This window comes from Streptomyces cinnabarinus, assembly GCF_027270315.1.
GTDB classification, from domain to species: Bacteria; Actinomycetota; Actinomycetes; order Streptomycetales; family Streptomycetaceae; genus Streptomyces; species Streptomyces cinnabarinus.
The window spans coordinates 4417778-4443378 of the sequence record NZ_CP114413.1; the positions used below are offsets into that span (position 1 = coordinate 4417778).

The 25601-nt window shown below is 70.8% G+C and carries 28 protein-coding genes and 1 tRNA gene; 19 read left to right on the forward strand and 10 right to left on the reverse strand.

The features are described from left to right. Positions 1–46 precede the first annotated feature (46 nt). The 3 genes from STRCI_RS19880 to STRCI_RS19890 are packed head-to-tail and all read right to left on the reverse strand — an operon-like array spanning position 47 to position 3169. Positions 47–526 (reverse strand): cupin domain-containing protein, encoded by a 480-nt coding sequence (locus tag STRCI_RS19880; RefSeq protein WP_269660299.1) that lies wholly within the window; start codon positions 524–526, stop codon positions 47–49. Then, on the reverse strand, positions 523–1122 hold the full coding sequence (locus tag STRCI_RS19885; protein WP_269660300.1) for a GNAT family N-acetyltransferase: 600 nt from the start codon (positions 1120–1122) through the stop codon (positions 523–525). Before STRCI_RS19885 ends, STRCI_RS19880 begins: the two co-directional genes overlap by 4 nt. Next, positions 1115–3169 (reverse strand): penicillin acylase family protein, encoded by a 2055-nt coding sequence (locus STRCI_RS19890; RefSeq protein WP_269660301.1) that lies wholly within the window; start codon positions 3167–3169, stop codon positions 1115–1117. The genes STRCI_RS19885 and STRCI_RS19890 overlap by 8 nt, the downstream gene beginning before the upstream one ends. Positions 3170–3258: 89 nt before the next feature. Here STRCI_RS19890 and STRCI_RS19895 point away from each other — a divergent pair, with 89 nt between their 5' ends. The 4 genes from STRCI_RS19895 (at position 3259) to STRCI_RS19910 (ending at position 5830) form a co-directional block, all read left to right on the forward strand. Then, on the forward strand, positions 3259–3963 hold the full coding sequence (locus STRCI_RS19895; protein ID WP_269660302.1) for a siderophore-interacting protein: 705 nt from the start codon (positions 3259–3261) through the stop codon (positions 3961–3963). Positions 3964–3987: 24 nt separating this feature from the next. Beyond that, positions 3988–4572 (forward strand): HhH-GPD-type base excision DNA repair protein, encoded by a 585-nt coding sequence (locus STRCI_RS19900; protein ID WP_269660303.1) that lies wholly within the window; start codon positions 3988–3990, stop codon positions 4570–4572. 104 nt (positions 4573–4676) lie between these two features. Beyond that, complete coding sequence (locus STRCI_RS19905; protein ID WP_269660304.1) at positions 4677–5330, forward strand: HdeD family acid-resistance protein; 654 nt, start codon at positions 4677–4679, stop codon at positions 5328–5330. Between the two features lie 206 nt (positions 5331–5536). After that, positions 5537–5830, forward strand: coding sequence for a hypothetical protein (locus STRCI_RS19910; RefSeq protein WP_269660305.1), 294 nt, complete (start codon positions 5537–5539; stop codon positions 5828–5830). A 194-nt stretch (positions 5831–6024) separates the two neighbouring features. On the opposite strand, the gene STRCI_RS19915 is transcribed toward STRCI_RS19910, so the two are convergent. Beyond that, positions 6025–7620 carry a helicase HerA-like domain-containing protein gene (locus STRCI_RS19915; protein ID WP_269660306.1) on the reverse strand — a complete coding sequence of 532 codons (1596 nt, stop codon included), beginning with the start codon at positions 7618–7620 and terminating at the stop codon, positions 6025–6027. A gap of 104 nt (positions 7621–7724) precedes the next feature. On the opposite strand from STRCI_RS19915, the gene STRCI_RS19920 reads away from it, so the two are divergent. Beyond that, positions 7725–8021: a type II toxin-antitoxin system VapB family antitoxin gene (locus STRCI_RS19920; protein WP_003999914.1), complete on the forward strand. Its 297-nt coding sequence runs from the start codon at positions 7725–7727 to the stop codon at positions 8019–8021. 134 nt (positions 8022–8155) lie between these two features. Continuing rightward, positions 8156–8800 (forward strand): LytR C-terminal domain-containing protein, encoded by a 645-nt coding sequence (locus STRCI_RS19925; RefSeq protein ID WP_269660307.1) that lies wholly within the window; start codon positions 8156–8158, stop codon positions 8798–8800. A gap of 76 nt (positions 8801–8876) precedes the next feature. Here the strand turns inward: STRCI_RS19925 and upp are convergent, their stop codons facing one another. Next, a complete protein-coding gene (gene upp, locus STRCI_RS19930; protein ID WP_015659394.1) occupies positions 8877–9512 on the reverse strand; it encodes a uracil phosphoribosyltransferase in 636 nt (211 codons plus the stop codon). 93 nt (positions 9513–9605) lie between these two features. Between upp and STRCI_RS19935 the strand changes: the two genes are divergently transcribed. The 9 genes from STRCI_RS19935 to STRCI_RS19975 all read left to right on the forward strand — a co-directional run bounded on the left by STRCI_RS19935 (position 9606) and on the right by STRCI_RS19975 (position 14843). Beyond that, the gene (locus STRCI_RS19935; protein WP_269660308.1) at positions 9606–9791 is read left to right on the forward strand and encodes a hypothetical protein; all 186 of its coding nucleotides are present in this window, start codon (positions 9606–9608) and stop codon (positions 9789–9791) included. A 229-nt stretch (positions 9792–10020) separates the two neighbouring features. Continuing rightward, positions 10021–10548, forward strand: a complete 528-nt coding sequence (locus STRCI_RS19940; RefSeq protein ID WP_269664592.1) for a tRNA adenosine deaminase-associated protein — start codon at positions 10021–10023, stop codon at positions 10546–10548. Between the two features lie 56 nt (positions 10549–10604). Further along, positions 10605–11036, forward strand: coding sequence for a tRNA adenosine(34) deaminase TadA (gene tadA, locus STRCI_RS19945; RefSeq protein ID WP_269660309.1), 432 nt, complete (start codon positions 10605–10607; stop codon positions 11034–11036). A gap of 45 nt (positions 11037–11081) precedes the next feature. Beyond that, positions 11082–11169: transfer RNA gene (locus STRCI_RS19950), tRNA-Ser, on the forward strand. Between the two features lie 296 nt (positions 11170–11465). Further along, positions 11466–11645, forward strand: coding sequence for a hypothetical protein (locus tag STRCI_RS19955; RefSeq protein ID WP_269660310.1), 180 nt, complete (start codon positions 11466–11468; stop codon positions 11643–11645). Further along, entirely contained in the window at positions 11642–11935 is a 294-nt protein-coding gene (locus tag STRCI_RS19960) for a Dabb family protein (protein ID WP_269660311.1), read from the forward strand. Before STRCI_RS19955 ends, STRCI_RS19960 begins: the two co-directional genes overlap by 4 nt. Positions 11936–12082: 147 nt before the next feature. Continuing rightward, the gene (locus STRCI_RS19965; protein ID WP_269660312.1) at positions 12083–12958 is read left to right on the forward strand and encodes an RNA polymerase sigma factor SigF; all 876 of its coding nucleotides are present in this window, start codon (positions 12083–12085) and stop codon (positions 12956–12958) included. Positions 12959–13248: 290 nt separating this feature from the next. After that, on the forward strand, positions 13249–14136 hold the full coding sequence (locus STRCI_RS19970; RefSeq protein WP_269660313.1) for an RNA polymerase sigma factor SigF: 888 nt from the start codon (positions 13249–13251) through the stop codon (positions 14134–14136). A gap of 38 nt (positions 14137–14174) precedes the next feature. Beyond that, on the forward strand, positions 14175–14843 hold the full coding sequence (locus STRCI_RS19975; RefSeq protein ID WP_269660314.1) for a hypothetical protein: 669 nt from the start codon (positions 14175–14177) through the stop codon (positions 14841–14843). Between the two features lie 10 nt (positions 14844–14853). On the opposite strand, the gene STRCI_RS19980 is transcribed toward STRCI_RS19975, so the two are convergent. Continuing rightward, positions 14854–15048, reverse strand: coding sequence for a hypothetical protein (locus tag STRCI_RS19980; protein WP_269660315.1), 195 nt, complete (start codon positions 15046–15048; stop codon positions 14854–14856). A gap of 205 nt (positions 15049–15253) precedes the next feature. Between STRCI_RS19980 and STRCI_RS19985 the strand changes: the two genes are divergently transcribed. From STRCI_RS19985 to STRCI_RS20000, 4 genes are all read left to right on the forward strand, one after another. Continuing rightward, positions 15254–15721 (forward strand): MarR family winged helix-turn-helix transcriptional regulator, encoded by a 468-nt coding sequence (locus STRCI_RS19985; RefSeq protein WP_269660316.1) that lies wholly within the window; start codon positions 15254–15256, stop codon positions 15719–15721. Between the two features lie 82 nt (positions 15722–15803). Next, positions 15804–18188 carry an MFS transporter gene (locus STRCI_RS19990; protein ID WP_472926750.1) on the forward strand — a complete coding sequence of 795 codons (2385 nt, stop codon included), beginning with the start codon at positions 15804–15806 and terminating at the stop codon, positions 18186–18188. A gap of 87 nt (positions 18189–18275) precedes the next feature. Next, entirely contained in the window at positions 18276–19100 is an 825-nt protein-coding gene (locus STRCI_RS19995) for a YceI family protein (RefSeq protein WP_269660318.1), read from the forward strand. Between the two features lie 4 nt (positions 19101–19104). Continuing rightward, complete coding sequence (locus tag STRCI_RS20000; RefSeq protein WP_015659381.1) at positions 19105–19578, forward strand: PPOX class F420-dependent oxidoreductase; 474 nt, start codon at positions 19105–19107, stop codon at positions 19576–19578. Positions 19579–19658: 80 nt separating this feature from the next. On the opposite strand, the gene STRCI_RS20005 is transcribed toward STRCI_RS20000, so the two are convergent. The 4 genes from STRCI_RS20005 to STRCI_RS20020 all read right to left on the reverse strand — a co-directional run bounded on the left by STRCI_RS20005 (position 19659) and on the right by STRCI_RS20020 (position 25594). After that, on the reverse strand, positions 19659–20417 hold the full coding sequence (locus STRCI_RS20005; protein ID WP_269660319.1) for a TetR/AcrR family transcriptional regulator: 759 nt from the start codon (positions 20415–20417) through the stop codon (positions 19659–19661). A 118-nt stretch (positions 20418–20535) separates the two neighbouring features. Further along, positions 20536–22041 (reverse strand): MFS transporter, encoded by a 1506-nt coding sequence (locus STRCI_RS20010; protein WP_269660320.1) that lies wholly within the window; start codon positions 22039–22041, stop codon positions 20536–20538. Between the two features lie 62 nt (positions 22042–22103). Beyond that, positions 22104–24233, reverse strand: a complete 2130-nt coding sequence (locus STRCI_RS20015; protein WP_269660321.1) for a glycosyltransferase family 39 protein — start codon at positions 24231–24233, stop codon at positions 22104–22106. Continuing rightward, on the reverse strand, positions 24230–25594 hold the full coding sequence (locus STRCI_RS20020) for a bifunctional glycosyltransferase family 2/GtrA family protein (protein WP_269660322.1): 1365 nt from the start codon (positions 25592–25594) through the stop codon (positions 24230–24232). Before STRCI_RS20020 ends, STRCI_RS20015 begins: the two co-directional genes overlap by 4 nt. Between the last annotated feature and the right edge of the window lie 7 nt (positions 25595–25601).

Genomic DNA, 25601 nt, shown 5'->3' on the forward strand with positions numbered 1-25601 from the left:
GCTCCCGTTCCCAGGACGACCTGTCCTTCGAGCAGCTTCCGCGGGTTCATGGGCGGCACAGTCGCACGATCCGCTCCGCCTCGTGCGGATAGCGGGCGACGAGTCGCTCCGCGTCGCCGTGCTCGTAGTCCTCGTAGGTGAAGCCGGGCGCCATCGTGCAGCCGAAGAAGGTCCACGCGCCGCCCGTCACCACCCGCGCGCCCATCCAGGTGCCCGCGGGGACGGTCAACTGCGGTTGCTGACCGTGCAGTATGTCCGGGCCCAGGGCGACCGTGCGGGAGCTGCCGTCGGGGGCGAGGAGCAGCATCTCCAGGGGATCGCCGAGGTAGAAGTGCCAGACCTCGTCGCCGGTCAGGCGGTGCAGCGCGGAGAAGTCGCCCGGCTCGGCGGTGAGCAGGGCGACTATGGCGGTGCCCGAGGGGCGTCCGTCGGCCCGCGCGGGGCCTTCCCAGGTACGGGCGAACAGGCCGCCCTCGCGCGGTATCGGCTCCAGGTTGTAGTGGGTGACTAAGTCCTCCGGGGTCACCCTGGGAAGGCTACCTCCCGGCGGAGGAAGGCAAGTTGGGCCTTCTTCTCGGGCAGGTACACGTCCGGGATGTCTATCTCGGGGAGGGTGACGAGCGGGCCCTGTTCGAAGCCCTGGCGCAGGAAGCGGGCGACGGCCTTCTCGTTGGCCACGTCGGGGTCGACGACGACCCGCCGCCGGTCGAGGCCGATGAGGACGTAGGAGGCGATCGCGCCGAGCAGCGCGGACGTCCAGCCGGGGCGGGCGCCCTCCGGGCCCGCGGGGGCGAGCAGGAGGTGGACGCCGATGTCGCCGGGCTCGACCTCGTAGCACTCGCTGACCCGGTCCGCCTCGGGCTCGTAGGTCTGGAGCAGCGCGGCCGGGACTCCGTCGCGCTGCACCAGGTAGGCGTGGTGGGTGTCGAGGGAGTCCAGGTGGGCGTAGATCTCGGCGACCTGGTCGCGGGTGAGGCCGTTCATGCCCCAGAAGGAGGCGCGTTCCTCGCTCGCCCAGGCGTGCACGACGTCGGCGTCGGCCTGCGGGTCGAGGCGCAGGACGCGCACGGTGCCGAAACCGTCGACCGGCTGCTCGTACTCCGGCTCGCGGGGCTCAGACATCGGTTTCCTTCTCCAGTCGGTCGAAGTCGGTGACGACGGGGATGAGGTCTCCCCGGGTCCACAAGGGCAGTTGATCACGGTGGTGGGGGGTGCCCGGCACGCCGGACGCTCCGAACGGCACGGCCCACAGGCTGTGTTCGCGGTCGGCCAGGTCCCAGACGTAGCGGGCGGCGGGGCCTCGGGCGGCGAGGTCGGTGATGCCGGGGACGGCGGAGGTGCACAGCACGCAGTCGTGGTCGCCGGAGAGTCCGGGTTCGTCGTACTCGGCCGGGATCGCCCGCCAGGGCGCGAGCCGGTGGGTGTCGCCCCAGGTGCCCTCGGGCGGCCGCGCGGCCACCTCCTCCAGGGCGGCGCGCACCGCCTCGGGACGGTCGACGCCGTACAACTCCTCGGCGCGCAGCAGGTGTTCGAGGGCGAAGCCGATACGTGGGACCAGGGCCAGCCAGGGGAGCAGGACCTCGGGGTAGGCGGGCAGGGCGGTCAGCCCGGCGAAGGCGGGGTGCGCGGCGAGCCGCCGTACGACCGCGCTGCGCACCGCCGCGTAGCGGGCGGCCGGCCGGCTGTCGGCGTCCATGTGGCGATCCCAGGCGAGGAGTTCCTCGCGGAGGCCGGCCGCCTCGGGGGAGAGGCCGTCGAGGGCGGCGAGATTCTCCAGCAGGGGCGTCGCGGAGGCCAGCAGGGTGTCCATGTGGATCGTCGCCATGTCGCCGGGCGACCAGCGCTCCCCCTCCCCCAGCAGCGCGGTGATGCGGTCGGCGCGGTGCGGCGGGGCGAACTCGACGCCGAGGGGCGCGGCCGGGCCGCGCTGGTTGGCCATCACCGCGACACCGTCGGTGAAGTCGCCGTACGGCATCTCGTGCCAGCCCTGCCAGTCGTGGCCGGGTTCCCAGGCGTCGACCAGCCGGACGCGGTTGGCCTCCGCGCGCAGCGGCACCTTCCCGGCGACGCGGTGCAGCAGGCCGCCCTCGGTGTCGGCGGCCTGGACGACGTTGACCGGCTCGGTCCAGTGGTCGAAGGCGCGGTCCACGTCGGCGGCCCGGCGGGCGCGCAGCAGTGGCAGGAGGGCGCTGAAGCCCAGGTCGCCGGTGACGCGGGGCGGATAGCGGAGGCTGACGGCGCAGTCGGCGTCGGAGCCGTCGTCCGGGCCCTCGGGGCCGCCGATCACCACCGGGCCGCGGTCGGTCTCGATGACCTCGACCTCGACCGGCCCCTCCCCGGCCACCTCGATGGTCTCGGTGTGCCGGGCGGCCCGCCGCCAGACGCCGTCCGGGCCGAGCGCCTCCACACCCGCTCCGGTCCGGCGCAGCCGCTCCCGGTACAGGTCCTGGTAGTCGGCCATGGCGTTGGTGATGGCCCAGGCGACCGTGCCGGTGTGCCCGAAGTGGCCGATGCCGGGGACACCGGGGACGGCGAGGCCGATGACGTCGAACTCGGGGCAGGACAGATGGATCTGCTGGTAGACGCCCGCGTCCTCGATGAACCGGTGCGGGTCGCCCGCGATGATCGGCTGCCCGGTGTGCGTGCGCTCGGCGCCGACCAGCCAGCCGTTGCTGCCGGAGGTGCCGGGGCCGTCGATGGCGAACAGGCCGACGGCCTCCTCGCCGAGCTGCCGGACCGCCCGTTCGCGCCAGAGCTTGGCGGGGAAGCCGGCGAAGAGGATGTGGATGCCGAGCCAGATGCCGAGCGGGGTCCAGGGCTCCCAGCGGCCGGGGGTGCCGAGCGGCAGGTCGGCCCCGGCGAGGCCCTCGTTGACCCCCTCCACATAGGCTCGCACCCAGTCGGCGGTCTCCGGGTCCCGGCGCTCCAGCTCCGCCCAGCAGCGGCGGGCGGTGTCGTCGAGCCTGGCCCGGCGGACGAAGCGGTCCCAGGGCAGGGCGTCCGGACCGAGCAGGGCGGCCGAGGTGCCCTGGGCGCGGTGCCGCTCGACCTCCAGCTGCCAGGCCCGGTCGAGGGCGGTGACGCGGCCCTGGGCGCGGGCGAGTTCGCGTGCGCCGTCCGCCCGCAGATGCGGGATGCCCCAGGCGTCGCGGTAGATCTGTGCGGTCACCTGTCACCCTCCTGTCCTAGCACTGTGCTTTAGGTTAGCCTTGCCTAAGTAATTCGTGCGGAATAGTACGCGAAGGGTGAAGAGGCGATATGGGGCAGGGGCACGGTTGGCAGGGCACGGTCCTGAAACTGATGGGCGCCAAGGACTTCGAGTTCACGGTCACCGACGCCGAGGACGTCTCCTCCGACTACCGGCGGCTCCATCTCACCGACGGCGGCATGCTCGCGGCGACCGGCGTCCACCCGACGATGTGGGTCCGGCTGTGGTTCGACACCGCGGGCAAGCCGCACCAGCGGGCGTACACGCTGGTCGACCCCGACCCGAAGGCCGGCACCTTCAGCCTCGAATTCGCGCTGCACGAAGGTGTGGCCAGTGACTGGGCGCGGGCGGCGAAGGCCGGGAACACCATCGAGGCGACGGTCCAGGGCACGGGCTTCCAGCGGCCCCGGCCCGAGCCCTCGCACGTCTTCGCTATGGCCGACCCGGCGTCGCTGCCCGCGCTCAACTCCCTCCTGGACGAGCTGGGTTCGGCCCCGGTGACGGTGTGGTTCGAGGGGAAGCTGGACGGGCTGCCGTTCCGCGGGGACACGGCCGACGTCCGCACGGTCCCGCGCCACGGCCTCGTCGACGCGGTACGGGCGGACCTGCCCGACCTTCTGAAGGGCACCGAGAACCCGTACGTCTGGATCGCCTGTGACACCCTGACGACCCGGACCCTGTCGGCGTACGTCCGCAAGGAGCTGGCGGTCGCCAAGGACCGGATGCACGCGCTGGGGTACTGGCGCGCGACCTGAGCCGGTACGCGGGATCATCGACCCATGGACGCCACCCTGCACCTCGCCCAGGACCCCGAGGCCGACGAACTGCTCGGGCGAAGTGCGCTCGCCGCGCTGGTCGGGATGCTGCTGGACCAGCAGGTTCCGATGGAGTGGGCGTTCAAGGGTCCCCGCACGATCGCGGACCGGCTCGGCGCGGAGGACCTGGACGCGCATGAGATCGCCGCGCAGGACCCGGAGGCCTTCGTGGCGGTGCTGTCGGAGAAGCCGGCCGTGCACCGCTATCCGGGGTCCATGGCCAAGCGCGTCCAGCAGTTGTGCCAGTACCTGGTCGAGCACTACGACGGCAACGCCGAGCTGGTCTGGAAGGGCGTGTCCGACGGCGGGGAACTGCTCCGGCGCCTGGAGGAACTGCCCGGCTTCGGCAAGCAGAAGGCCCAGATCTTCCTGGCTCTGCTGGGCAAGCAGCTCGGTGTGGCGCCTCAGGGGTGGCGGGAGGCCGCGGGGGCGTACGGCGAGGCCAAGTCCTTCCGCTCGGTCGCGGACATCACGGGGCCGGAGTCTCTGGCGAAGGTGCGGGCGCACAAGCAGGAGATGAAGGCGAAGGCGAAAGCCTCCGGCAAGTAGCTCGTCAGCGTGCGGGCCGGTGGGGGCTGATCGCGCCCGCGCCGCGTCAGTCGACTGGCTCGCCCCGAATGGCAGCCGTCTTCAGCCCGGCCCAACCATGGACCATGAGCGAGGCACCGGGGCCCGAATACGACGACCGCAAGGTCCATGCGCGGCCCCGTGTCCCGCGCGGCGGTCATGAGCCCGAGCCGCCCTTCGAAGGGCCTCTCCGGCTACTGTCCCGTGCGGCCTGGCAGGCGGTGCTCGGGACGGGGGTCGCCTCGCTCGTGCTCGGGGTCCTCGTCCTGGTGTGGCCCGGCGCCTCGCTGCTCGCGGCCGGGGTGTTGTTCGGGGTCTATCTGCTGGTGAGCGGCGTGCTGCAGCTGGTCGCCGCCTTCGGTACGCACCAGACGACCTCGCTACGCGTCCTGGCCTTCATCAGCGGCTCCCTGGCGGTCCTGCTCGGCCTGTTCTGCTTCCGCACCCCCATGCGGTCGGTCCTGCTGCTCGCCCTGTGGATCGGCGTCGGCTGGGTGATCCGCGGCATCACCCAGACCCTGGCGGCCGCCTCCGACCCGGCGATGCCCGCCCGCGGCTGGCAGGAGTTCCTCGGCATCGTCACCTTCATCGCCGGGATCGTGCTGATCGTCTCGCCGTTCGAGTCGGTCGCCGCCCTCACCCTCGTCGGCGGCTGCTGGCTGATCGCGGTCGGCACCGTCGAGATCATCACCGGCCTGCACATCCGCCACCGCGCCCACCCCCTCCCACGCACCCTGTGACCCCGCACCCAGTACGCCGTGCGAGCGGATCTCGGGCGCGCCGCGATGCCCCCCGCCGGCAAGGCCGGAGACAGACGTCCGTGAGACCGCCCGAAGCCCCCGCGCAGCCTGCGCCCTCACCCGCGACCCCCACACCCCGTACGCCGTGCGAGCGGATCTAGGCGTGCCGCGATGAACCCCGCGGCTCCGCCGGGGACACGACATCCGTGAGTACCGCACGACGCCTCCCGCGCAGCCGCGCCTGGCTGCGGGGCTTCGTCCTGCTGCTCGCCCTGTTCGTACCGGCGGCGCCCGCCGGAGTGCAGGTGGCTCCGGTCGCGGTGGTCGCGGAAGTCGTCGAGTACGACGTCGTGGACGCGGCCGCACGGCCGGTCACCGCCCGCCGTACGCCCCGCACCGACGCCGTACCCCCGCGCCTGACGCCGCACCCCCGGACGGCGTCCCCTTCCCCGCACCCCCACACCCCGCCCACCCGGCGCTCGGTGGTCCTGCGCTGCTGACAGGGCCGGTCCCGTCCCCACCGGTCCCACCGTCAGTACGACCCCGAGGAGCACCCCCATGCCCATGGACCCCTACGCCGTCCTGCGCGCCCTGCTGCGTGCCGAGGCCGCGCGCAGCACACCGAAGCCGCAGGTCAAGCAGGGTGAGAAGCCCCCGAAGGAGAAGAACCGCTGAGTCGCGCGCGGAGGCGGGCCTACCGCCTCCGCCGGGCCGTCCCGAAGACCGAACGGGTGATCTCCCGCCCGATCTGGGTGCCGATGGACCGCGCCAGCGACTTGAACATCCCGCTGCCGACGACCTGTTCCACCACGGACCGGTCCTCCTTCGGAGCCGTCTCCTTCCCCCTCGGCGGCGCCGCCTTCAGCTCGTCCGGGCCCTTGCCCGCGGGCGCCCGCCGGAGCTTCTCGTAGGCCGACTCCCGGTCGACCGCCTGCGCGTACCGCCCGTACAGCTCCGAATCCGTCACCGCCCGCTGGAGCTCCTCCGCCTCGACGGGCCCCATCAGGGACTCGGGTGCCCGCAACCGGGTCGCGGCGACCGGGGTCGGGGCGCCCTTCTCGCTGAGCACGGTGACCACGGCCTCGCCGGTACCGAGCCCGGTGAGCAGCTCTTCGAGGTCGTAGGGCGAGTTCGGGAAGGTCTTCACCGTGGCCTTCAGCGCCTTCTGGTCGTCCGGGGTGAAGGCCCGCAGCGCGTGCTGGATCCGGTTGCCGAGCTGGGCGAGGACATCGCCGGGTACGTCCTTCGGGGTCTGCGTGACGAAGAAGACGCCGACCCCTTTCGAGCGAATCAGGCGCACGGTCTGCGTGATGGAGTCCAGGAACGCCTTGGAGGCGTCGTTGAACAGCAGATGCGCCTCGTCGAAGAAGAACACCAGCTTCGGCCGGTCGGCGTCGCCGACCTCGGGCAGATCGTGGAAGAGATCGGCGAGCAGCCACATCAGGAACGTGGAGAACAGCTGCGGCCTGTCCTGCACCGCGGCCAGCTCCAGCACCGACACCACACCCCGCCGCCCGTCCTGCGCCATCCGCAGGAACTCGGCCGTGTCGAACTCCGGCTCCCCGAAGAAGCCGCCCATGCCCTGGGACTCGAAGGCGGTCAGGGATCGAAGGATCACGCCCGCCGTGGCCGTGGACAGCCCGCCGATGTTCTTCAGCTCGGCCTTGCCCTCGTCGGAGGTGAGGAAGGCGACCACCGCCCGCAGGTCCTTGAGGTCGACCAGCTCCAGGCCCTTGGTGTCGGCGTAGTGGAAGATCAGGCCGAGGGACTGCTCCTGGGTCTGGTTCAGCCGGAGCACCTTGGCGAGCAGGACCGGTCCGAAGCTGGTGATCGTGGCGCGGACCGGGATGCCGTGGCCGAGGCCGCCGAGGGCGTAGAACTCCGCGGGGAAGCCGGTCGCCTTCCACGTCTGGTGAACCTCTGCCGCGCGGGCGCCGACCCGCTCACCGGGCTTTCCCGGCGCCGAGATCCCCGACAGATCGCCCTTGATGTCGGCGAGGAACACCGGCACGCCCTGCGCCGAGAGCTGTTCGGCGATCAGCTGGAGCGTCTTGGTCTTGCCGGTGCCGGTCGCCCCGGCGACCAGACCGTGCCGGTTGAGCATCGGCAGCGGCACCCGGATCTGCGCGTCGGCGAGGCACTGTCCGTCCCACAGGAGGGCGCCGAGGTCCAGGGCGGGACCGGTGAAGGCGTACCCGGAGGCGATCTCCAGAGCCTCCTTCGGAAGAGCGGGGGCGCTCCCGGGCTTCTCGGGAGCGGCGGCCGACGGCATGGTTTCCCTGTCACTCATCTCAGGCACCTTTTCCGATTCGCCCTGGATTGCACAAGCTTTTCCAGCGTCACACTCCGTCGCCATGGCTGCGCCCGGAACGTCTGGACCGGTAGGCTTTCCGTGTGATCTTCAAGCGCATCGGAAACGGCCGGCCGTACCCCGACCACGGCCGGGAAAGCACCCGGCAGTGGGCGGACGTCGCGCCGCGCCCGGTCCGCCTCGATCAGCTCGTGACGACCAAGGGCCAGCTCGACCTGGAAACCCTCCTCGCCGAGGACTCCACCTTCTACGGCGACCTGTTCGCACACGTAGTGAAGTGGCAGGGCGACCTGTACCTGGAGGACGGCCTGCACCGGGCCGTGCGCGCCGCGCTCCAGCAGCGCCAGGTGCTGCACGCGCGCGTGCTCGAGCTGGACTAGGGCGGGACCAGGGCCCCCTCCGGCGCGCACGTCAGGTGTCCGTCCGGTGAAGGGTTGGCCCTTTCGGGTTCTCCTGACCGGCGTCGAATGATCATCTAGTAGGAATCGCCGCCGCGGCGCACTACGCTGCGCCCATGAGCATGCTGACTCCCCCTGGCATGGGCGGCCAGTACCGGATCCGGGGGAACAAGTACCCCCGGATGCGCCGTCCCCGGCGGCGCGGCAGGCTCGTGCTCCTGACCGTCGCCTCCGTCACCGCGCTCGGCGTGATCGGCTGGGGCACGTTCCAGCTCATCGACGTCTTCACCGGCGGTGGCGAGGAAGCCTCGGCGGCCGGCCCCAAGGCGGACTGCGGCACCCGGGCGACCCCCACGGCCACGCCGGCCGTCGCCGCCCTGCCCAAGCCGGGCCAGATCACCGTCAACGTCCTCAACGCCACGCCCGTCGGCGGCCTCGCCAAGAAGACCGCGGAGGAACTGAAGAAGCGCGGCTTCAAGATCGGCGACGTGGGCAACGCGACCAAGGAGTACGACAAGAAGGTCAAGGGCACCGGCATACTGCTCGGCCCCTCCTCGGCCCTGGACACCTCGCTGCCGGTCCTCGGCACCCAGCTCACCACCGCCGAGCGCCGCACGGACGCCAAGCGCAAGGGCACCGAGGTGGACCTGATCATCGGCACGGCCTTCAAGAACCTGACGACAAAGGCGGGCGCCACCAAGGCCCTGACCGCACTGGCCAAGCCCAAGCCGACGCCCGCCACATCAAAGAAGGCCTGCTGAGACGCACTTAGGGGCGTGGGGCTGCATCGATATGCGGCTCCGCCGCGGGGCGCGACCAGCCCCCGCGGTGCCGCACCTACTCAGCGGCCCCGTACATCCGGTCACCCGCGTCCCCCAGCCCCGGCACGATGTACCCGTGCTCATTGAGCCGCTCGTCAACAGACGCCGTGACCACGGTCACCGGCGTCCCTGCCAGCTCCCGCTCCATGACCTCGACGCCCTCCGGCGCGGCCAGCAGCACCACCGCGGTCACATCGTCCGCACCGCGCTTGATGAGCTCCTGGATGGCCGCGACGAGCGTGCCGCCCGTGGCCAGCATCGGGTCGAGGACGTACACCTGCCGCCCGGACAGGTCCTCCGGCATCCGCGTGGCGTAGGTGGACGCCTGAAGCGTCTCCTCGTTGCGGATCATGCCCATGAAGCCGACTTCCGCGGTGGGCAGCAGCCGGACCATGCCCTCCAGCATGCCGAGCCCGGCGCGCAGGATCGGCACCACTAGCGGGCGCGGGTAGGAGAGCTTGACGCCCGTGGTCCGCTCGACCGGCGTCTGGATGTCCACCTGTTCGGTACGGACGTCCCGCGTGGCCTCGTAGGCGAGCAGGGTGACCAGTTCGTCGGCGAGCCGCCGGAACGTCGCGGAGTCGGTGCGCTGGTCGCGCAGCGTGGTGAGCTTGTGGGCGACCAGCGGGTGGTCGACGACGTGGAGACGCATGTCCCTAACAGTAACCGGGCCACCGTGCCGCTCGCGCTGGCATCAAACCGCCCATCAGAGGGAAAGTGGGAGGGACGTACTGGGGGTGTGCAGATGCCTGACAGTGAGTCCCCGAAGGGTGCCGAGCCGCCGGAGACCGACGCGGAACGCCGTCGGCGCCGGGCCCGGTTCCTGCGGGAACTGGCCGAGGCGCGGGAGTTGCGCGACCGGGTGCAGCCCCGGCGCGCCAAGGCCGCCCGGCTGCGCCACGCCATGCGCATGCGCACCTTCCGCTGGTAGGGCTTGGGCCGTTCTTGGGCCGCCTGATGCGTGAACCACGCCGGGCGCCGCGTACGATCCCGCTGGTGGACGATCAAAACGGGCGGACACAGGGAGCGGAAGACGTCCCCTGAACGCTCCGTTTCTGCCACGATTCCGAGTGGGTGGGGCTCGGAGCACCGCTCTCCGCCCGCAACCTCCGCCGGGGGGACCCCCAACCGGCACGCCTATGACCAGTGGGAGAGTCACGGTGTACTTCGCCGCACTGCTCGCGCGCACCGAAGACGGGTGGGAAGCGAGCGACAAAGAGCTCGACGATGTGGAGACCCTGTCGGATCTGGCCGACCTGGCCCGTGAAGCCTCTCCCGAGGACGACACGGTGCTGGTGCTCATCGAGCAGGAGGACGCCTGGTTCGGCGTCGTCCGGATCGACGGCGAGGACGACCCGCGGATCTACGTCTCGGACGCCGCCGCCGCTGCCCGCAGCAGTTACGGGGAGATCCTGCTCACCGACGAGCTGCTCGGGAGGGAGCCCGGTGACGACGACGCCGATCTGGACTCCCTCGACCTCGACGGCACGGAGGAGCCGGACGGCGACTCCGACGACGACGAGGAGGGCGCCGGCGACGCGGTGCCGCACAGCCCGGTCGGCGACAGCGAGATCCTCGACGACCTCGGTGTCAGCGAGAAGGAGCTGAAGGCCCTGGACGCCGACGACGCGCTGGGTGCCATCGCCGAGGCCCTGGGCGCCGCGGAGGTCCTGGAGACCGTCCGCTGACCCCGGCCACCCCCACGGGTCCCCCGGACCCGGTACGCGACCGCTGGCGGGCCGCGATGCGGCTCGCCCTGGACCAGGCCGAACTGGCCGTCCGGGGCGGGGACGTCCCCGTCGGCGCCGTCGTGCTGTCCGCGGACGGTACGACGGTGCTCGGCGCCGGTCACAACGAGCGCGAGGCGACCGGCGATCCGACCGCGCACGCGGAGGTGCTGGCGATCCGGCGGGCGGCGGCGGAGACCGGCGAGTGGCGGCTGACCGGTTGCACGCTCGTCGTCACCCTGGAGCCGTGCACCATGTGCGCGGGCGCGCTCGTGCAGTCCCGGGTGGACCGGGTCGTCTACGGCGCCCGGGACGAGAAGGCCGGTGCGGCCGGCTCCCTCTGGGACGTCGTGCGCGACCGGCGGCTCAACCACCGCCCCGAGGTGATCGAGGGCGTGCTCGCCGAGGAGTGCGCCGGGCTCCTCACGGAGTTCTTCCGGAACCGGTGAATACCGATTTCTGAGCAGGGCCCACCGTGCTGTAAGGTCTCCCTCGGTAGCGTGTCCGAGCGGCCGAAGGAGCTCGCCTCGAAAGCGAGTGTGGCGCAAGTCACCGAGGGTTCAAATCCCTCCGCTACCGCCATAAGAAGGGCCCCGTCGAAAGACGGGGCCCTTCGTGCGTCCGGACGGCGCCCGCAGCACTGCCGGCGTACGGGGGAGACCGTCGGCGAGTGCCCCGCAGTGGGGTTCCGTCCGGGCCCTGAGGATTCCTGCCAGGTCCCCCGGGGCCGCGCCTCCATCCTGCCCGCCCGCCTCCCCGGGGGGACGTGACAAAGGGCCTCCCGGCACGGGCCGTTGGTCCCTAAAAAGGGCGTGAAGGTTACACTCACCGCCGTCAACAGGGGGCCCATCGGGGGCGACAAGGGCAGGGAGGCCGCAGTGGCGGTGAATTCGAAGAAGGTCGCCGTCTATGTGCTCGTGGTCTTCGTGCTCTATGTGATCATCACGGACCCGGCCAAGGCCGCCGACTATGTGCAGATAGGGTTCGAGGGCATATCGGACGCCGCCAAGGCCATCGGCGAATTCATGACGTGGATCGCCAACGGAGGAGACTCATGATCCGCCACCTGGTCCTCTTCAAGCTCAACGAGGGTGTCGAGCGGGACGACCCGCGCGTCCTGGAGGGCGAGAAGGCCTTCCAGTCGCTGCCGGACACGATCTCCGAGATCCGCTTCTGGGAGCTCGGCTGGAACCTCAGCGACCGTCCCATCGCCTACGACTACGCGATCAACTCCGGCTTCGACGACGCGGAAGCGCTGCGCCGGTACGTGGAGCACCCCGAGCACCAGGCGGGCGTGGCCCTCTGGAAGGAGTTCGCCACCTGGGTGATCGCGGACTACCCGTACTAGGCCCCCTCGGCAGCACCGCCCTCTACCGGAACGGTAGGGGGCTTTTTGCATCTTTCAAGTCACTTCACTCTCAACACGGTGTGATGCGGTGCTTGCACACAGTGCACATGTCTTGTGATGCTATGACCGCTTTTGACGGATGAGTTGATGGATTATGAGGTGGAGTTGACCGTGTCGGCCAGTACTGCGCCTCCCCAGGAAGCAGCCCCGGAAGCCGCCCCGGAAGCAGCGCCGGAGGCGGCCCCCGCCGCCCCGCGCAGCCGCGGTGCCGACACCCGCGCGCTCACCCAGGTGCTCTTCGGCCAGCTCAAGGAGCTCCGGCCGGGCACGCCGGAGCACAACCGGGTGCGCGGGGCGCTGATCGAGGCGAACCTCCCGCTCGTGCGCTACGCGGCCGCCCGGTTCCGCTCCCGCAACGAGCCGATGGAGGACGTGATCCAGGTCGGCACCATCGGGCTCATCAACGCCATCGACCGCTTCGACCCGGACCGGGGCGTGCAGTTCCCCACCTTCGCGATGCCGACGGTCGTGGGCGAGATCAAGCGGTACTTCCGGGACAACGTCCGCACGGTCCACGTACCGCGCCGGCTGCACGAGCTGTGGGTGCAGGTCAACAGCGCGACAGAGGACCTCACCACCGCCTTCGGGCGCTCCCCGAGCACCGCCGAGATCGCCGAGCGGCTGCGCATCAGCGAGGAGGAGGTGCTGTCCTGCATCGAGGCCGGACGGTCGTACCACGCCACCTCGCTGGAGGCCGCCCAGGAGGGCGACGGGCTGCCCGGACTGCTGGACCGGCTCGGTTACGAGGACCCCGCGCTGGACGGCGTGGAGCACCGCGACCTGGTCCGGCATCTGCTGGTCCAACTCCCCGAGCGGGAACAGCGCATTCTGCTGCTGCGCTACTACAGCAATCTCACCCAGTCGCAGATCAGTGCCGAACTCGGCGTCTCCCAGATGCATGTGTCGCGGCTACTCGCGCGTAGCTTCCAGCGGCTGCGGTCCGCGAACCGCATCGACGCCTGATGGAGACTCGGTCGAATAGCCGAACGAACAGCTGACCGAACAGTCGCCGGGGAGAGCGAATCGCTCACCTGGGCCGTTCCCGACAGTTTCGCGCCGAAAAGCCGTCAGACCCCTTGTTTCCAGGGCTGATTGGTGTCTTACATGTCGACATGTCACTACAGCGTGTTGCCGACATGTGACATTCTGCCGGAAGCGCGTTTGCCGCGGCTTCGGCTCCGGTATTCAGGTGAAGGCTGCGTTCCTCAATGGGAGCGTTCGCCGCGACCGTCCCGCGACCCAGAGGGGGTGGCATGTCCGCAGAACAGGGCAGCTCCAAGGTGCTCACGCTCACGAAGAGCGAGGCTGCGCCCGCGCTCGACAACGACGTAACGGCCCTTGCCGAAGCCGCGCCCGCCCCGGCCCTTCCGGCCTCCGGGGCGATCGACACCCGCACCCTGTCCCGCTCCCTGTTCCTGCGGCTCGCCGCGCTGGACGAGAACAGCCCCGAGCGCGCCTACGTCCGCGACACCCTGATCGAGCTGAACCTCCCGCTCGTCCGGTACGCCGCGGCCCGCTTCCGCTCCCGCAACGAGCCGATGGAGGACATCGTCCAGGTCGGCACCATCGGGCTGATCAAGGCGATCGACCGCTTCGACTGCGAACGGGGCGTGGAGTTCCCGACGTTCGCGATGCCGACGGTGGTCGGCGAGATCAAGCGGTTCTTCCGCGACACCTCGTGGTCGGTGCGGGTCCCGCGCCGCCTCCAGGAGCTGCGCCTGGCGCTGACGAAGGCCAGCGACGAGCTCTCCCAGAAGCTGGACCGCTCGCCGACGGTCACCGAACTCGCCGCGGTACTGGGCGTGTCCGAGGAGGACGTGGTCGACGGCCTGGCGGTCGGCAACGCCTACACAGCCTCCTCGCTGGACTCCCCGGCCCCCGAGGACGACGGCGGCGAAGGCTCCCTGGCGGACCGCCTCGGCTACGAGGACAGCGCGCTGGAGGGCGTCGAGTACCGCGAGTCCCTCAAGCCGCTGCTGGCCAAACTCCCGCCCCGTGAGCGGCGGATCATCATGCTGCGCTTCTTCGCCAACATGACCCAGTCCCAGATCGGCGAGGAGGTCGGCATCTCCCAGATGCACGTCTCCCGGCTGCTGACCCGGACCCTGGCCCAGCTCCGCGAGGGCCTCATCTCCGACTGAGGCTTCCCTTCTGACGGGGCGTCAGCCACCATGGCGCGATGCTCCGCGCGACGACATGGACACCTGGCCGCAGATGCGCCCTCATCGGCGCCTCTGCGGCCGTCGTGTGCCTGAGCGGCCTCCTGGCGGCATGCGCGGGCGACGGGGACGGTGACGGGTACGTCGCCGTGGGGGCGCCGGGAAGATCCGGTACGGCGATGGCGTCACCGACCGGCCAGGTGACCCTGGTGCCGCTGGAGACGGAGGAGCCGCCCAGGGAGCCTCAGCAGCCGTCTCGGACGCCTCAGGAGCCGGGCAACTCCCCTTCGAGGACCGGAACTTCGGCCGACCCCCAGCCCACCCCCTCGACGGAGGGCGCCGAACCAAGCCGTACGCCCGCGACTTCACCGACTCCTGCCACGCCCGCCGCCCTCTCCTGGTCCGAGCCGGAGCGGGCGGGCGCGGAGGAGCGGTGGTGCGAGAAGGTGACGCTCGGCTTCCGCAACTCCGGGGGCAGCCCGGTGCGTTCGGGCAGCGTGACCTTCGGGACGCACATCATCGGGGCGCTCGGGGTCGACTGGGGGACCGTGGAGTCGGTGGAGAGCCTTCCGGCACCGATCGCGGGCGGCGCGCGGAAGGAGCGGACCTGGACGGTGTGCGTCGACGCCTGGCGCGTACCGCTGGGCATGCACGTCGAGACGCGGGACGTGACCGTCCGGTGGGAGTGAGCGGCGCGGGCTACTTCAGCGCGAGCCAGGCCACCGCCGCGACGACCGCGACGGCGACGACGACACCGAGGATCAGGCCGATGCGGGGACCGGAGGAGGCGGCCGCCTGCTGACGCCCCTGCGGGGCCTCGTCGACGAACGCGCGGAACATCTGGGTGCTGCCGGCGGGGTCGTGGTTGCCCTGGGGGCCCTGGGTGTTAGCCATGGGCCGAAACACTAGCGAATCCCGAGGTGGCGCCCAAGTGCGGGCCGGGTTCCTGCACCACCCGTCACACATCCCTCCCGACCTGCACATTTACGTTCGCAATACTTGCCTTTGCCAAGTTTTGAGACCAGCCCCACCCGGTTTGTTTGCCTGTAGCAACCAACCTCTCTATGGTTGCCCTAAGCAACAAAACCCGGGAGGTGCGATGGCCGAGCAGGCGCTCTACGAGGAGCTCGTCCGGCAGTTCAGTGCCTTCGGGGCCGTGAAACGGGAGCTGGGGCGGGTGCTGCCGGCCGACTGCCCGAGCGGGTCCGCCGCCGTACTGACGCTCCTGGACCGCCACGGCGACATGCGCATGAGCAAGCTCGCCGAGCTGCTCGCCGTGGACATGTCCGTCACCAGCCGCCATGTCGCCCACGTCGCCGAGCACGGCTGGATCGACCGCTCCCCCGACCCCGCCGACAAGCGCAGCCGCATCCTGCGGCTCACGCCCGCGGGGCGAGCCCGGGTCGAGGAGCTCGCCCGGTGCACCACCCGGCTGCTCGCCGAGCGCCTGAGCGACTGGACCGACGACGAGGTCGACCAGCTCACCCGGCTCATGGCCCGGCTGAGGCGTTGCTTCGACGAACAGTCCCCCCGTACACCCGCGTTCACCGCGCAGACCACCGCATAAGAGAAGGAAGCCCATGGCAACGACCACACCAGCCGGTGTGCGGGCTCATGCCAAGCATGGAGGAGGCTCCGGCGAGGCTCCCATGACGCATCGGCAGATCATGGAGGCGCTCTCCGGGCTGCTGCTCGGCATGTTCGCCGCGATCCTGTCCTCCACCATCGTCTCCAACGCCCTGCCCGAGATCATCCAGGACCTCGGCGGCGGACAGAGCGCGTACACCTGGGTCGTGACCGCCGCGCTGCTGTCGATGACGGCGTCGACCCCGCTGTGGGGCAAGCTGGCCGACCTGGTCAGCAAGAAGGCCCTGGTCCAGATAGCCCTGGTCATCTACATCATCGGCTCGGTCATCGCCGGCCTGGCCCAGAACTCCGGGATGCTGATCGGCGCCCGGGTGATCCAGGGGCTCGGCGCCGGTGGTCTGACCGCGCTCGCCCAGATCATCATGGCCGCGATGATCTCCCCCCGGGAGCGCGGCCGTTACTCCGGCTACCTCGGCGCGACCTTCGCCGTCGCGACCGTCGGCGGTCCGCTGGTCGGCGGTGTCATCACCGACACCGAGTGGCTGGGCTGGCGCTGGTGCCTGTACGTGGGTGTGCCGTTCGCGCTGATCGCCCTGTTCGTGCTCCAGAAGACGCTGCATCTGCCGGAGAGCAAGCGCAAGGTCAAGGTCGACTGGGCCGGTGCCTTCGTCATCACCGCCGCCGTCAGCCTGCTGCTGATCTGGGTCACCTTCGCGGACGACAAGTACGCCTGGCTGTCCTGGCAGACCTGCGCGATGGTCGGCGGCGCGCTCGCGCTGACGCTGCTCTTCCTCCTCGTCGAGACCAAGGCGAGCGAGCCGATCATCCCGCTGCGCCTGTTCCGCAACCGCACCATCACGCTGGCCTCGCTGGCCTCCCTGCTCGTCGGTGTCGCGATGTTCGCGGGCACCGTCTTCTTCAGCCAGTACTTCCAGCTCGCGCGGGACATGTCCCCGACGATGTCGGGCGTCATGACCATCCCGATGATCGCCGGTCTGTTCGTCTCCTCCACCGTCTCCGGCGCGGTGATCACCAAGACCGGCAAGTGGAAGGCGTGGCTGGTCACGGGCGGTGTGCTGGTGACGGCGGGCCTCGGTCTGCTGGGCACCATGCGCTATGACACCGAGTACTGGCACATCGCCGTCTTCATGGCGGTCATGGGCCTCGGCATCGGCATGATGATGCAGAACCTGGTGCTCTCCACGCAGAACCAGGTCGCCCCGCACGAACTCGGCGCCGCCAGCTCGGTGGTCACCTTCTTCCGGTCCCTCGGCGGCGCGATGGGCGTCTCGGCGCTCGGCTCCGTGATGACGACCCGGATCAGCCACTACGCCACCGACACCATCGGCTCGCTCAGCCCGCAGGAGCAGGCGGCCGCCGCCAAGGCCGTGGGCAGCGGTGAACTGCCCGACATGGACGCGCTGCCCACGCACATCCGGACCTGGCTGGAGAGCGCCTACGGACACGGCATCGCCGACATCTTCCTGTACGTCGCCCCGATCGCCTTCCTCGCCTTCCTGGTGACCCTGTTCATCAAGGAGGTCCCGCTGCGGACGTCCGGCGCGCTGGCCCAGGCGGCGGAGGCGAGCGAGCCGAAGGCTCCGACCGCTGCGGCTTCCGTGGCTCCTGAGGTCTCTGAGGTTCCTGTTGCCGAGGAGGCACCCGTGATTTCCGAGCCCCTGCCCAGCGGCATCCCCGTCCGCGGATTCGTCCGCGGCGCCGAGAGCGCGCCGGTCCCCCGGGCCACGGTCACCCTGATCTCGCTCACCGGACGACAGCTCGGCCGCTCGGTGGCCCAGCCGGACGGCTCCTACGGCGTCGACGCGCCCGGCACCGGCTCCTACGTCCTGATCGCCTCCGCCGACGGCTACCAGCCACAGGCGTCCACCCTCGTCGTCGGCACCGAGCCGCTCGCCTACGACCTCCTGCTCAGCGGCACCAGCGGGCTCAGCGGTGTGGTGCGGGCGGCCGAGGGCGGGCTGCCGGTGAAGGACGCGATGGTGATCGTCACCGATGTGCGCGGGGACCTGCTGGCCACCGCCGTCACCGGGGAGCAGGGCGAGTTCGCCCTCGCCGAACTGGTGCCGGGCACGGTCACCGTCGCGGTCAACGCCGACGGGTTCCGGCCGCACGCCGTGCCCGTCGAGATCGGCGGCACCGGGGTCACCCGGGTAGAGGTCGACCTCGACTCCGGCGCCCTGCTCCAGGGCATCGTCCGGGCGCCGCACGGTCCGCTGGCCGACGCGCGGGTGACGCTCGTGGACGCGGCGGGCAACGTCGTCGGCACGGCGACGACCGGTTCGGACGGGGCGTACGCCTTCACCGACCTGGACGGCGGCGACTACACCGTCATCGCGACGGGGTACCCGCCGGTGGCGTCCGCGCTGGCCCTGACCGGCCCCGGCGTCGACGGCCACGACATCGAACTCGCCCACCCCGGCGAGTAGTTCCGGACCCCGGCCCGTGGAGCGCGCTCTGAGCGGAGGTGCGCCCCACGGGCCGGTTTCATGTTCACGTTCGAGGAGTCACACGACATGGGACTGACCGCGAGGATCCGCACCCGGGACGGATGGGCCGTGTCGCACGCGGTCGTCACGGTGACGGACAGGACCGGCACGCAGGTGCTGCGCGCCCCCGCGGACGCGGAAGGGGCGGTACGGGACACCACTCCCCTCCCGCCCGGGGCGTACACCGTCATCATCACGGCCGTCGGGTACGCGCCCGCCGCGGCCGGCGCGATCGTCACGGGGAGCGGTCGGGCCGAGGTCGGCACGGTGACGCTGGCGCGGCAGGGCGGGACGGAGCTGCCGCCGCCGGGGCCGTGGACGGTCGACCCGGCGCACTCCACGGTGGGTGCGGTGGCCCAGCATCTGGGGATCTCCAGTGTGCGCGGACGGTTCACCGACTTCACGGCGGTGGTCGAGGTCGCGCCGGACGATGTCGCGAAGTCGTCGGTTTCGGCGGTGATTCGGGCCGCGTCGATCGATACGGGGAATGCCGGGCGGGACGAGCATCTTCGGGCGGCGGATTTTCTGGACGTGGAGCGGTATCCGGAGATCACGTATCGCTCGACCGGGCTGACGGCGAGAGTGGGGGCCGACGGGTGGGTCGTGCATGGGGAGCTGGCTTTGCACGGTGTCGTACGGCCGGTTGACCTGGATCTCGCGTATCTGGGGACCGGGTCGGACCCCTGGGGTGGGACCCGGGCCGCGTTCCGGGCCACGGCGGAGCTGCGGCGCGAGGACTTCGCCATGGACTACAACCAGATCGTCCAGGCGGGGATCGCGGCCATTGGTACGACGCTGAAGGTGGAGCTGGATGTCCAGGCCGTGCAGGGGGAGTCGCTGCCCCTAGGGTGAGGCCATGGCACCGAACATCGCGACCAACACCGCTGTTTCGCTGGACGAGTTGCTGGACTTCGTACGGCCGCGTCATCGGGCGATCCTGCTGACGCGGCGGGGCGACGGGAGCCCTCAGGGGTCACCGCTGACGTGCGGGGTGGACGACTCGGGGCGGATTGTCGTTTCTACGTATCCCGAGCGGGCGAAGACGCGGAACGCGAAGCGGGATCCCCGGGTGAGTCTCATCGTGCTGAGCGATGACTGGAACGGGCCGTGGGTGCAGGTGGACGGTGTCGCGGAGGTTGTCGACTCGCCCGAGTCCGTGGAGCCGTTGGTGGAGTACTACCGGAACATCGCCGGGGAGCATCCGGACTGGGACGAGTATCGGGCGGCGATGGTGAAGCAAGGGAAGTCGATCATCCGGGTCACGCCGGAGCGGTGGGGTCCGGTGGCTACGGGGGGATTTCCGGCGCGGTTGGCTTCGCCGGGCGCCTAGTGGGTTGGGGCTTGGGATTTGTGCGCGACTGCTGCCTCGTCGTGGCTGGTCGCGCAGTTCCCCGCGCCCCTGGGTCCGTTCTACTCGGCCCTTGCCACCATGGCCTCGATGCCTGCCACCAGTAGGTCCAGGGCGAAGACGAAGTCCCGTTCCAGCATTTCCTCGACCGTGTCGCCGCCTCGGGCTTCCATGATGTCCTTGGCCTCCTCGATGATTCCGGCGGTGGCCGGGACCTCGCTCACCGTCGTCATGGCGTGCTCGAAGTAGGTGTCGGGGGTCATGCCCGCGCTGTGGACCCGGGTGAAGAAGAGGCCCTCGATGGTGCCGTAGCCGTACACGAACTGGAAGACGGCGGAGATCGCGCCTGTTACGCCCTCGGCGGGCAGGCCCGTTTTGCGGATGACGCGCTGGACGACCCGGGAGAAGGCCAGGGAGTTGGGGCCGATGTTGAGGTAGGTGCCGGCGAGCGGGGACAGCCAGGGGTGGCGGACCAGCAGGGCGCGGTACTCGCCGGCCAGCGTGCGCAGTTGATCGCGCCAGTCCTCGTCCGTGTCCGGGTCGGGGAGGCGGACCTCGCCGTAGACGGCGTCCAGGGCCAGTTCGAGCAGGTCGTCCTTGGTGTCGACGTACCAGTAGACGGACATGGCCGTGACCTTCAGTTCGGCGGCCAGCCGTCGCATGGAGAACTTGGCGAGCCCCTCCGCGTCCAGCAGCCGCACGGACACCTCGGTGATCCGCTCCCGGTCGAGCCCGGTGGGCTGGCCACCGCCGCCCTTCCCACCCCGACGCGACTTGTCCTCCAGCCAAACGCTGGCCGGCCGCGCGGCCGCTTTCGCCATGGCGCACCTTCCTAGATGAACAAACCAGGTCAAGCATGAGCGCCCCGTCAGGGGCGCGGGGAACTGCGCGATCAACCACGACGGTCCCGCAGCCGCCCACGCACCCGAACAACCCGAGCTAGTGGGCGCTCACCACCTCCGAGTCTGCCCTCTCCGCCCTGCGCAGCAACGCCCCGGCGACCAACCCCCCGAGCAACACGGCCAACGCCCCCACCAACAAGCTCGTCTCCAGCCCGGAAGAGAACGCCGAAGTCACCCGCGCCCGCTCCGCATCCGACCGCGCCGCCGCCAACGCCCCCGGCAGGGACCCCGCCGCCATCGGAATCAGCGCCGCGAACCGAGAGTTGAGGAGAGCCCCGAGTACGGCGACGCCCAGACCCGTGCCGAACTCCGCCACCGTCCCGTTGATCCCGCCGCCGACCCCCGCCTTCTCCGGCGGTATCGCGCTCATGATCGCGTGCGACATCGCCGGACTCGCCACCGCCGCACCGGTGCCGATGAGGACAAGGCCCAGCAAGGTGCCGGTGTATCCGCCGGACGCCACCACCGCGATGGACGCCAGACCGGCCGCCATCACCGCCATGCCGAGCCCGATGGCGAGCGGGGTCCCCAGCCGGGCCGCCCACTTCGCCGCCACGCCGGTGAAGTTCAGCGCCACGATCATCAGGGCGAGCGGAGCGGTCCGCAGACCGGCCTCCAGGGGCTCGTAGCCGAGCACGAACTGCATGTGCTGGGTGAGCAGGAAGAGCGAGCCGCCCATGCCGAACGTGATCAGGACACCGCCCGAGACCGCCCCCGTGAACTGGCGGTTCCGGAAGAAGTGCATGTCGATCATGGGGTGGGGGATCCGGCTCTCCCAGTACGCGAAGGCGGCCAGTACGGCGATCGCCACGGCCGCCGTGGCCAGGACCCGGCCCGACGTCCAGCCGTGCTCGGGCCCGGAGATGATCGCGTACACCAGGGAGGCCATGCCGATCGTGGAGAGCACGGCGCCCAGCAGGTCGGGGCGGTCGCCCTGCGGGTTCTTGGACTCCGGGACGAGCACCACTACGGCCGCGAAGGCGAGCGCCGCGACCGGGATGTTGATCAGGAAGATCGCACCCCACCAGAAGTGGTCCAGCATGAATCCGCCCAGCAGCGGTCCGGCCGCGAAGCCCAGGGAGTTCACCGCGGCCCAGATGCCGATCGCCTTGGGCTGCTCCTCCGGGGTGAAGATCTGGATCGCCACCGCCAGGACGGTGGTCATCAGCAGCGCGCCGCCGACGCCCATCCCGGCCCGGGCCGCGATCAACTGGCCCGTGGAATCGGCGAGTCCGGCGACCAGCGAGCCCGCGCCGAACAGCGCCAGGCCGACGGCCAGCAGCTTCTTGCGGCCGTAGCGGTCGGCCGCGCTGCCCGCCGTGAGCAGCAGGCCCGACTGCACGAGCGAGTAGGCGTTGATCATCCACTGGATGTCGGAGGTACTCGCGCCCAGTTCGCGGGTGAGCGAGGGGATGGCCACGTTGAGGACGGTGTTGTCGAGCACCACGGTGAGCACCGCGAGGCAGAGGACACCGAGGATCAGCCAGCGCTGGGGGTGGCCTTGGGTGCCTTGGGGGCGCTGGAGACTTTGGGGGGTGGACATGCTGTACACCGTATAGGGGCTCCTATACGGTGTACAGCGCGTTTCGGGCCGCCGGCGACCGCCTAGCTGCTCGCCTCGTGCGTCAGGTCGTAGAAGGTGGCAGAACCGACCGTCACCTGCTTGAAGTTGGCCTCCACCCACTCCGTGATCTGGGACGACGTACCGCTGTCGCCGCCGCCCATGCCGCCGCCGGAGCCGCTGGAGATGAAGTAGTGGATCTTTCCGTCCGCCACGTACTCCTTGAACTGGGCCAGCGTCGGGGACGGGTCGGTGCCGTTGAAGCCGCCGATCGCCATCACGGGCTCACCGGTGGAGAGCTGGTAGCTCGCCGCGTTCTGGGCGCCGATGGCAGCGGCCGACCAGGTGTAGTCCTCAGCGTTCTCCGTCAGGAGCGACTTGGCCTCGTCGGACACCGAGGCGCCGTTGAGCAGACCGCCCATGCCGCCACCGCCGCCACCGGGCATGCCGCCTTCACCGTTCTGCTGACCCGGGACCTGGTTCTGGCCCTGGCCCTGCCCCTGACCCTGGTTCTGCCGGCCCGGCATACCGCCACCGAAGCCACCGGTCGGGGGCTGGCCCATGCCACCGCCCTGCTGGCCGTTCTGCTGACCAGGCATCCCGCCACCCCCACCGGGGAAGCCACCGCCACCGCCAGGACCGCCGCCCCGGCCGCCCTGCACCGACGGCCCGGCCGTCACGATCGACCCGCTGTGCCCCTCGCTCACCGTCGTCAGCGTGTACGCCGTAGGCCCGGCCAGCGCTGCCACCAGCCCCAAGCCGACGACACCCAGGGCCAGTCGACGCCCGAGCCTGCTCACGAAGATCAGTCCGAGGGCCGCCACCAGACCGCCCACCAGCACCAGCCACTTCAGCCAGGGCAGGTAGTCGGAGGACCGGTTGAGCAGGACGTAGCCCCAGCCCGCGGTGGCCGTCATCGCGCCCGCCAGGGTCAGCGACGCCCACGCCTTCTCCCGCTGCTCCCACAGCACCACCGCGCCCATGCCGATCAGCGGGGCGATGTAGGGGGCGAGGGCGACGGTGTAGTACTCGTGGAAGATGCCCTGCATGTAGCTGAAGACCAGCATCGTGGTCAGCAGCGCGCCGCCCCAGACCAGGAACGAACCGCGGGTCACGGACGTGCGCTCGGCCTTGCGGGTGGCCACCAGGCCCGCGATCAGCAGGATCAGCGCGGCCGGGATCAGCCAGGAGATCTGGCCGCCGATGCTGGAGGAGAAGAGCCGGTCCCAGCCGGTCTCGCCCCACTGTCCGGTGCCGGCCCCGCCACCACCGCCGCCGACGCTGCCGGTCTCCTCGCCGTTCAGCCGGCCGAGGCCGTTGTAGCCGAAGGTCAGTTCAAGGAAGGAGTTGTTCTGCGAGCCGCCGATGTACGGGCGGGACGAGGCGGGCCACAGCTCGACGATCGCGACCCACCAGCCGCCGGAGACGACGATCGCCGCGAGGCCCGCGGCCAGCTGTCCGATCCGCTTCTTCACCGCGACCGGGGCGCAGGCGCCGTAGACCAGGGCGAGCGGCGGGAGGATCAGGAAGGCCTGGAGGGTCTTGGCGAGGAAGGCGAAGCCGATGGCCGCACCCGCCCACAGCAGCCACTTGGTGCGGCCGTCCTCCACGGCCCGGATGACGAAGTAGCAGGTCACCGCCATCAGCAGGGCCAGCATCGCGTCCGGGTTGTTGAACCGGAACATCAGCGCCGCGACCGGGGTGAGCGCGAGCACCCCGCCCGAGATCAGACCGGCGGCCGGGCCGAACCGGCGGCGAACGGCCGCGTACACGACGGCGACCGTGCCGACGCCCATGAGGACCTCGGGGACGAGGATCGCCCAGGAGCTCAGGCCGAAGATCTTCACGGACAGGGCCATCGGCCACAGCGAGGCCGGGGGCTTGTCGACGGTGATGGCGTTCGCCGCGTCCAGCGAGCCGAAGAAGAAGGCCTTCCAGGACTCGCTGCCGGCCTGGACGGCCGCGGAGTAGAAGGAGTTGGCGTAGCCGGAGGCGCTGAGGTTGTAGAGGTAGAGGACGGTGGTGACGAGCAGCAGGCCGAGGAAGGCCGGGCGCGCCCAGCTCGGGTCCTCGGGCCGTCCGCGCCACAGTCTGCGCGGCACCGGCTGCTTCGGCTGTCCGGCGTCAGGAGCGGGCGTGATCGGCTCCTGCACGGCCGTACTGGTGATGGTCATCGGTAGTCCCCCCGGTCGGTGTCGGAGGTGCGCACCGGCTGAAGCCGCATGGTGGCGTCCCTCCAGGAGTGGTCGGTGTACGTAGGTATGGGTGCCGGGACGGCAGCCTCCACACGGTCCTCGCGGCGGTCCGGGAAGACCCACACCCGGAAGAGCAGGAAGCGCAGCACGGTCGCGGCGAGGTTGGCGGCGATCAGGACCGCCAGTTCGGTGGAGTGCGCGGGCTCGGCGGTGGCCGCGTTGAGGGCGGCCAGGGAGCCGCTGGTCAGGGCGAGGCCGATGCCGAACACGACCAGGCCCTGCGCCTGATGGCGGACCGCCCCGCCGCGGCCCCGCACCCCGAAGGTGAGGCGCCGGTTGGCGGCGGTGTTGGCGACCGCCGAGACCAGCAGGGCGAGCGCGTTGGCCACCTGCGAGCCGGTGAACTGGCGGAAGCCGCTGTAGAGCAGCAGATAGAACAGGGTCGACAGGGCGCCGACCACACAGAAGCCGACGAGCTGGCGGGCCAGGCCCGTCGGTACGTCCTTGATCTCGCGGTCGCGCGGGTCGTCCCCGAAGGGACGGGCCAGGCGGTCCAGCGGCAGCGAACCGGTGGCCAGGGCCCTGCCGACCCGCCAGACGCCCCTGAGGTCGTCGGTCGCCGTCCTCAGGATGTGCACGGTGGAGTCCGGGTCGTCGACCCAGTCGACCGGCACCTCGTGGATCCGCAGTCCCGCACGCTCGGCGACCACCAGCATCTCGGTGTCGAAGAACCAGCCGGTGTCCTCCACCAGCGGCAGCAGCACCTGGGCCACATCCCGGCGGATCGCCTTGAAGCCGCACTGGGCGTCGGTGAAGCGGGCCTGGAGCGAACCGCGCAGGATGAGGTTGTACGAGCGGCTGATGAACTCCCGCTTGGGGCCGCGCACGACCCGGGAGGAGCGGGCGAGCCGGGAGCCGATCGCCAGGTCGGAGTGGCCCGAGATCAGCGGCGCCACCAGCGGCAGCAGGGCGTTGAGGTCGGTGGACAGGTCGACGTCCATGTAGGCGAGGACCGGGGCGTCGGAGGCGGACCACACCGTGCGCAGGGCGCGTCCGCGGCCCTTCTGCTCCAGCCGGACGCTACGGACCTCGGCGAGCTCCGCCGCCAGCCGTGCCGCCACCCCTGGGGTGGTGTCCGTGGAGGCGTTGTCCGCGATCGTGATGCGGAACGCGTACGGGAAGGTGCGCCTGAGGTGCTCGTGCAGTCTCAGCACACACGGCTGGAGGTCCTTCTCCTCGTTGTAGACGGGGATCACTACGTCCAGGACAGGCGTACCGGCGTCTGTGGCCGGGAGGTGCTCCCGCGCCGGCAGAGTGCCGGGAGAAGAGTCGGTTCGCATGGAACCG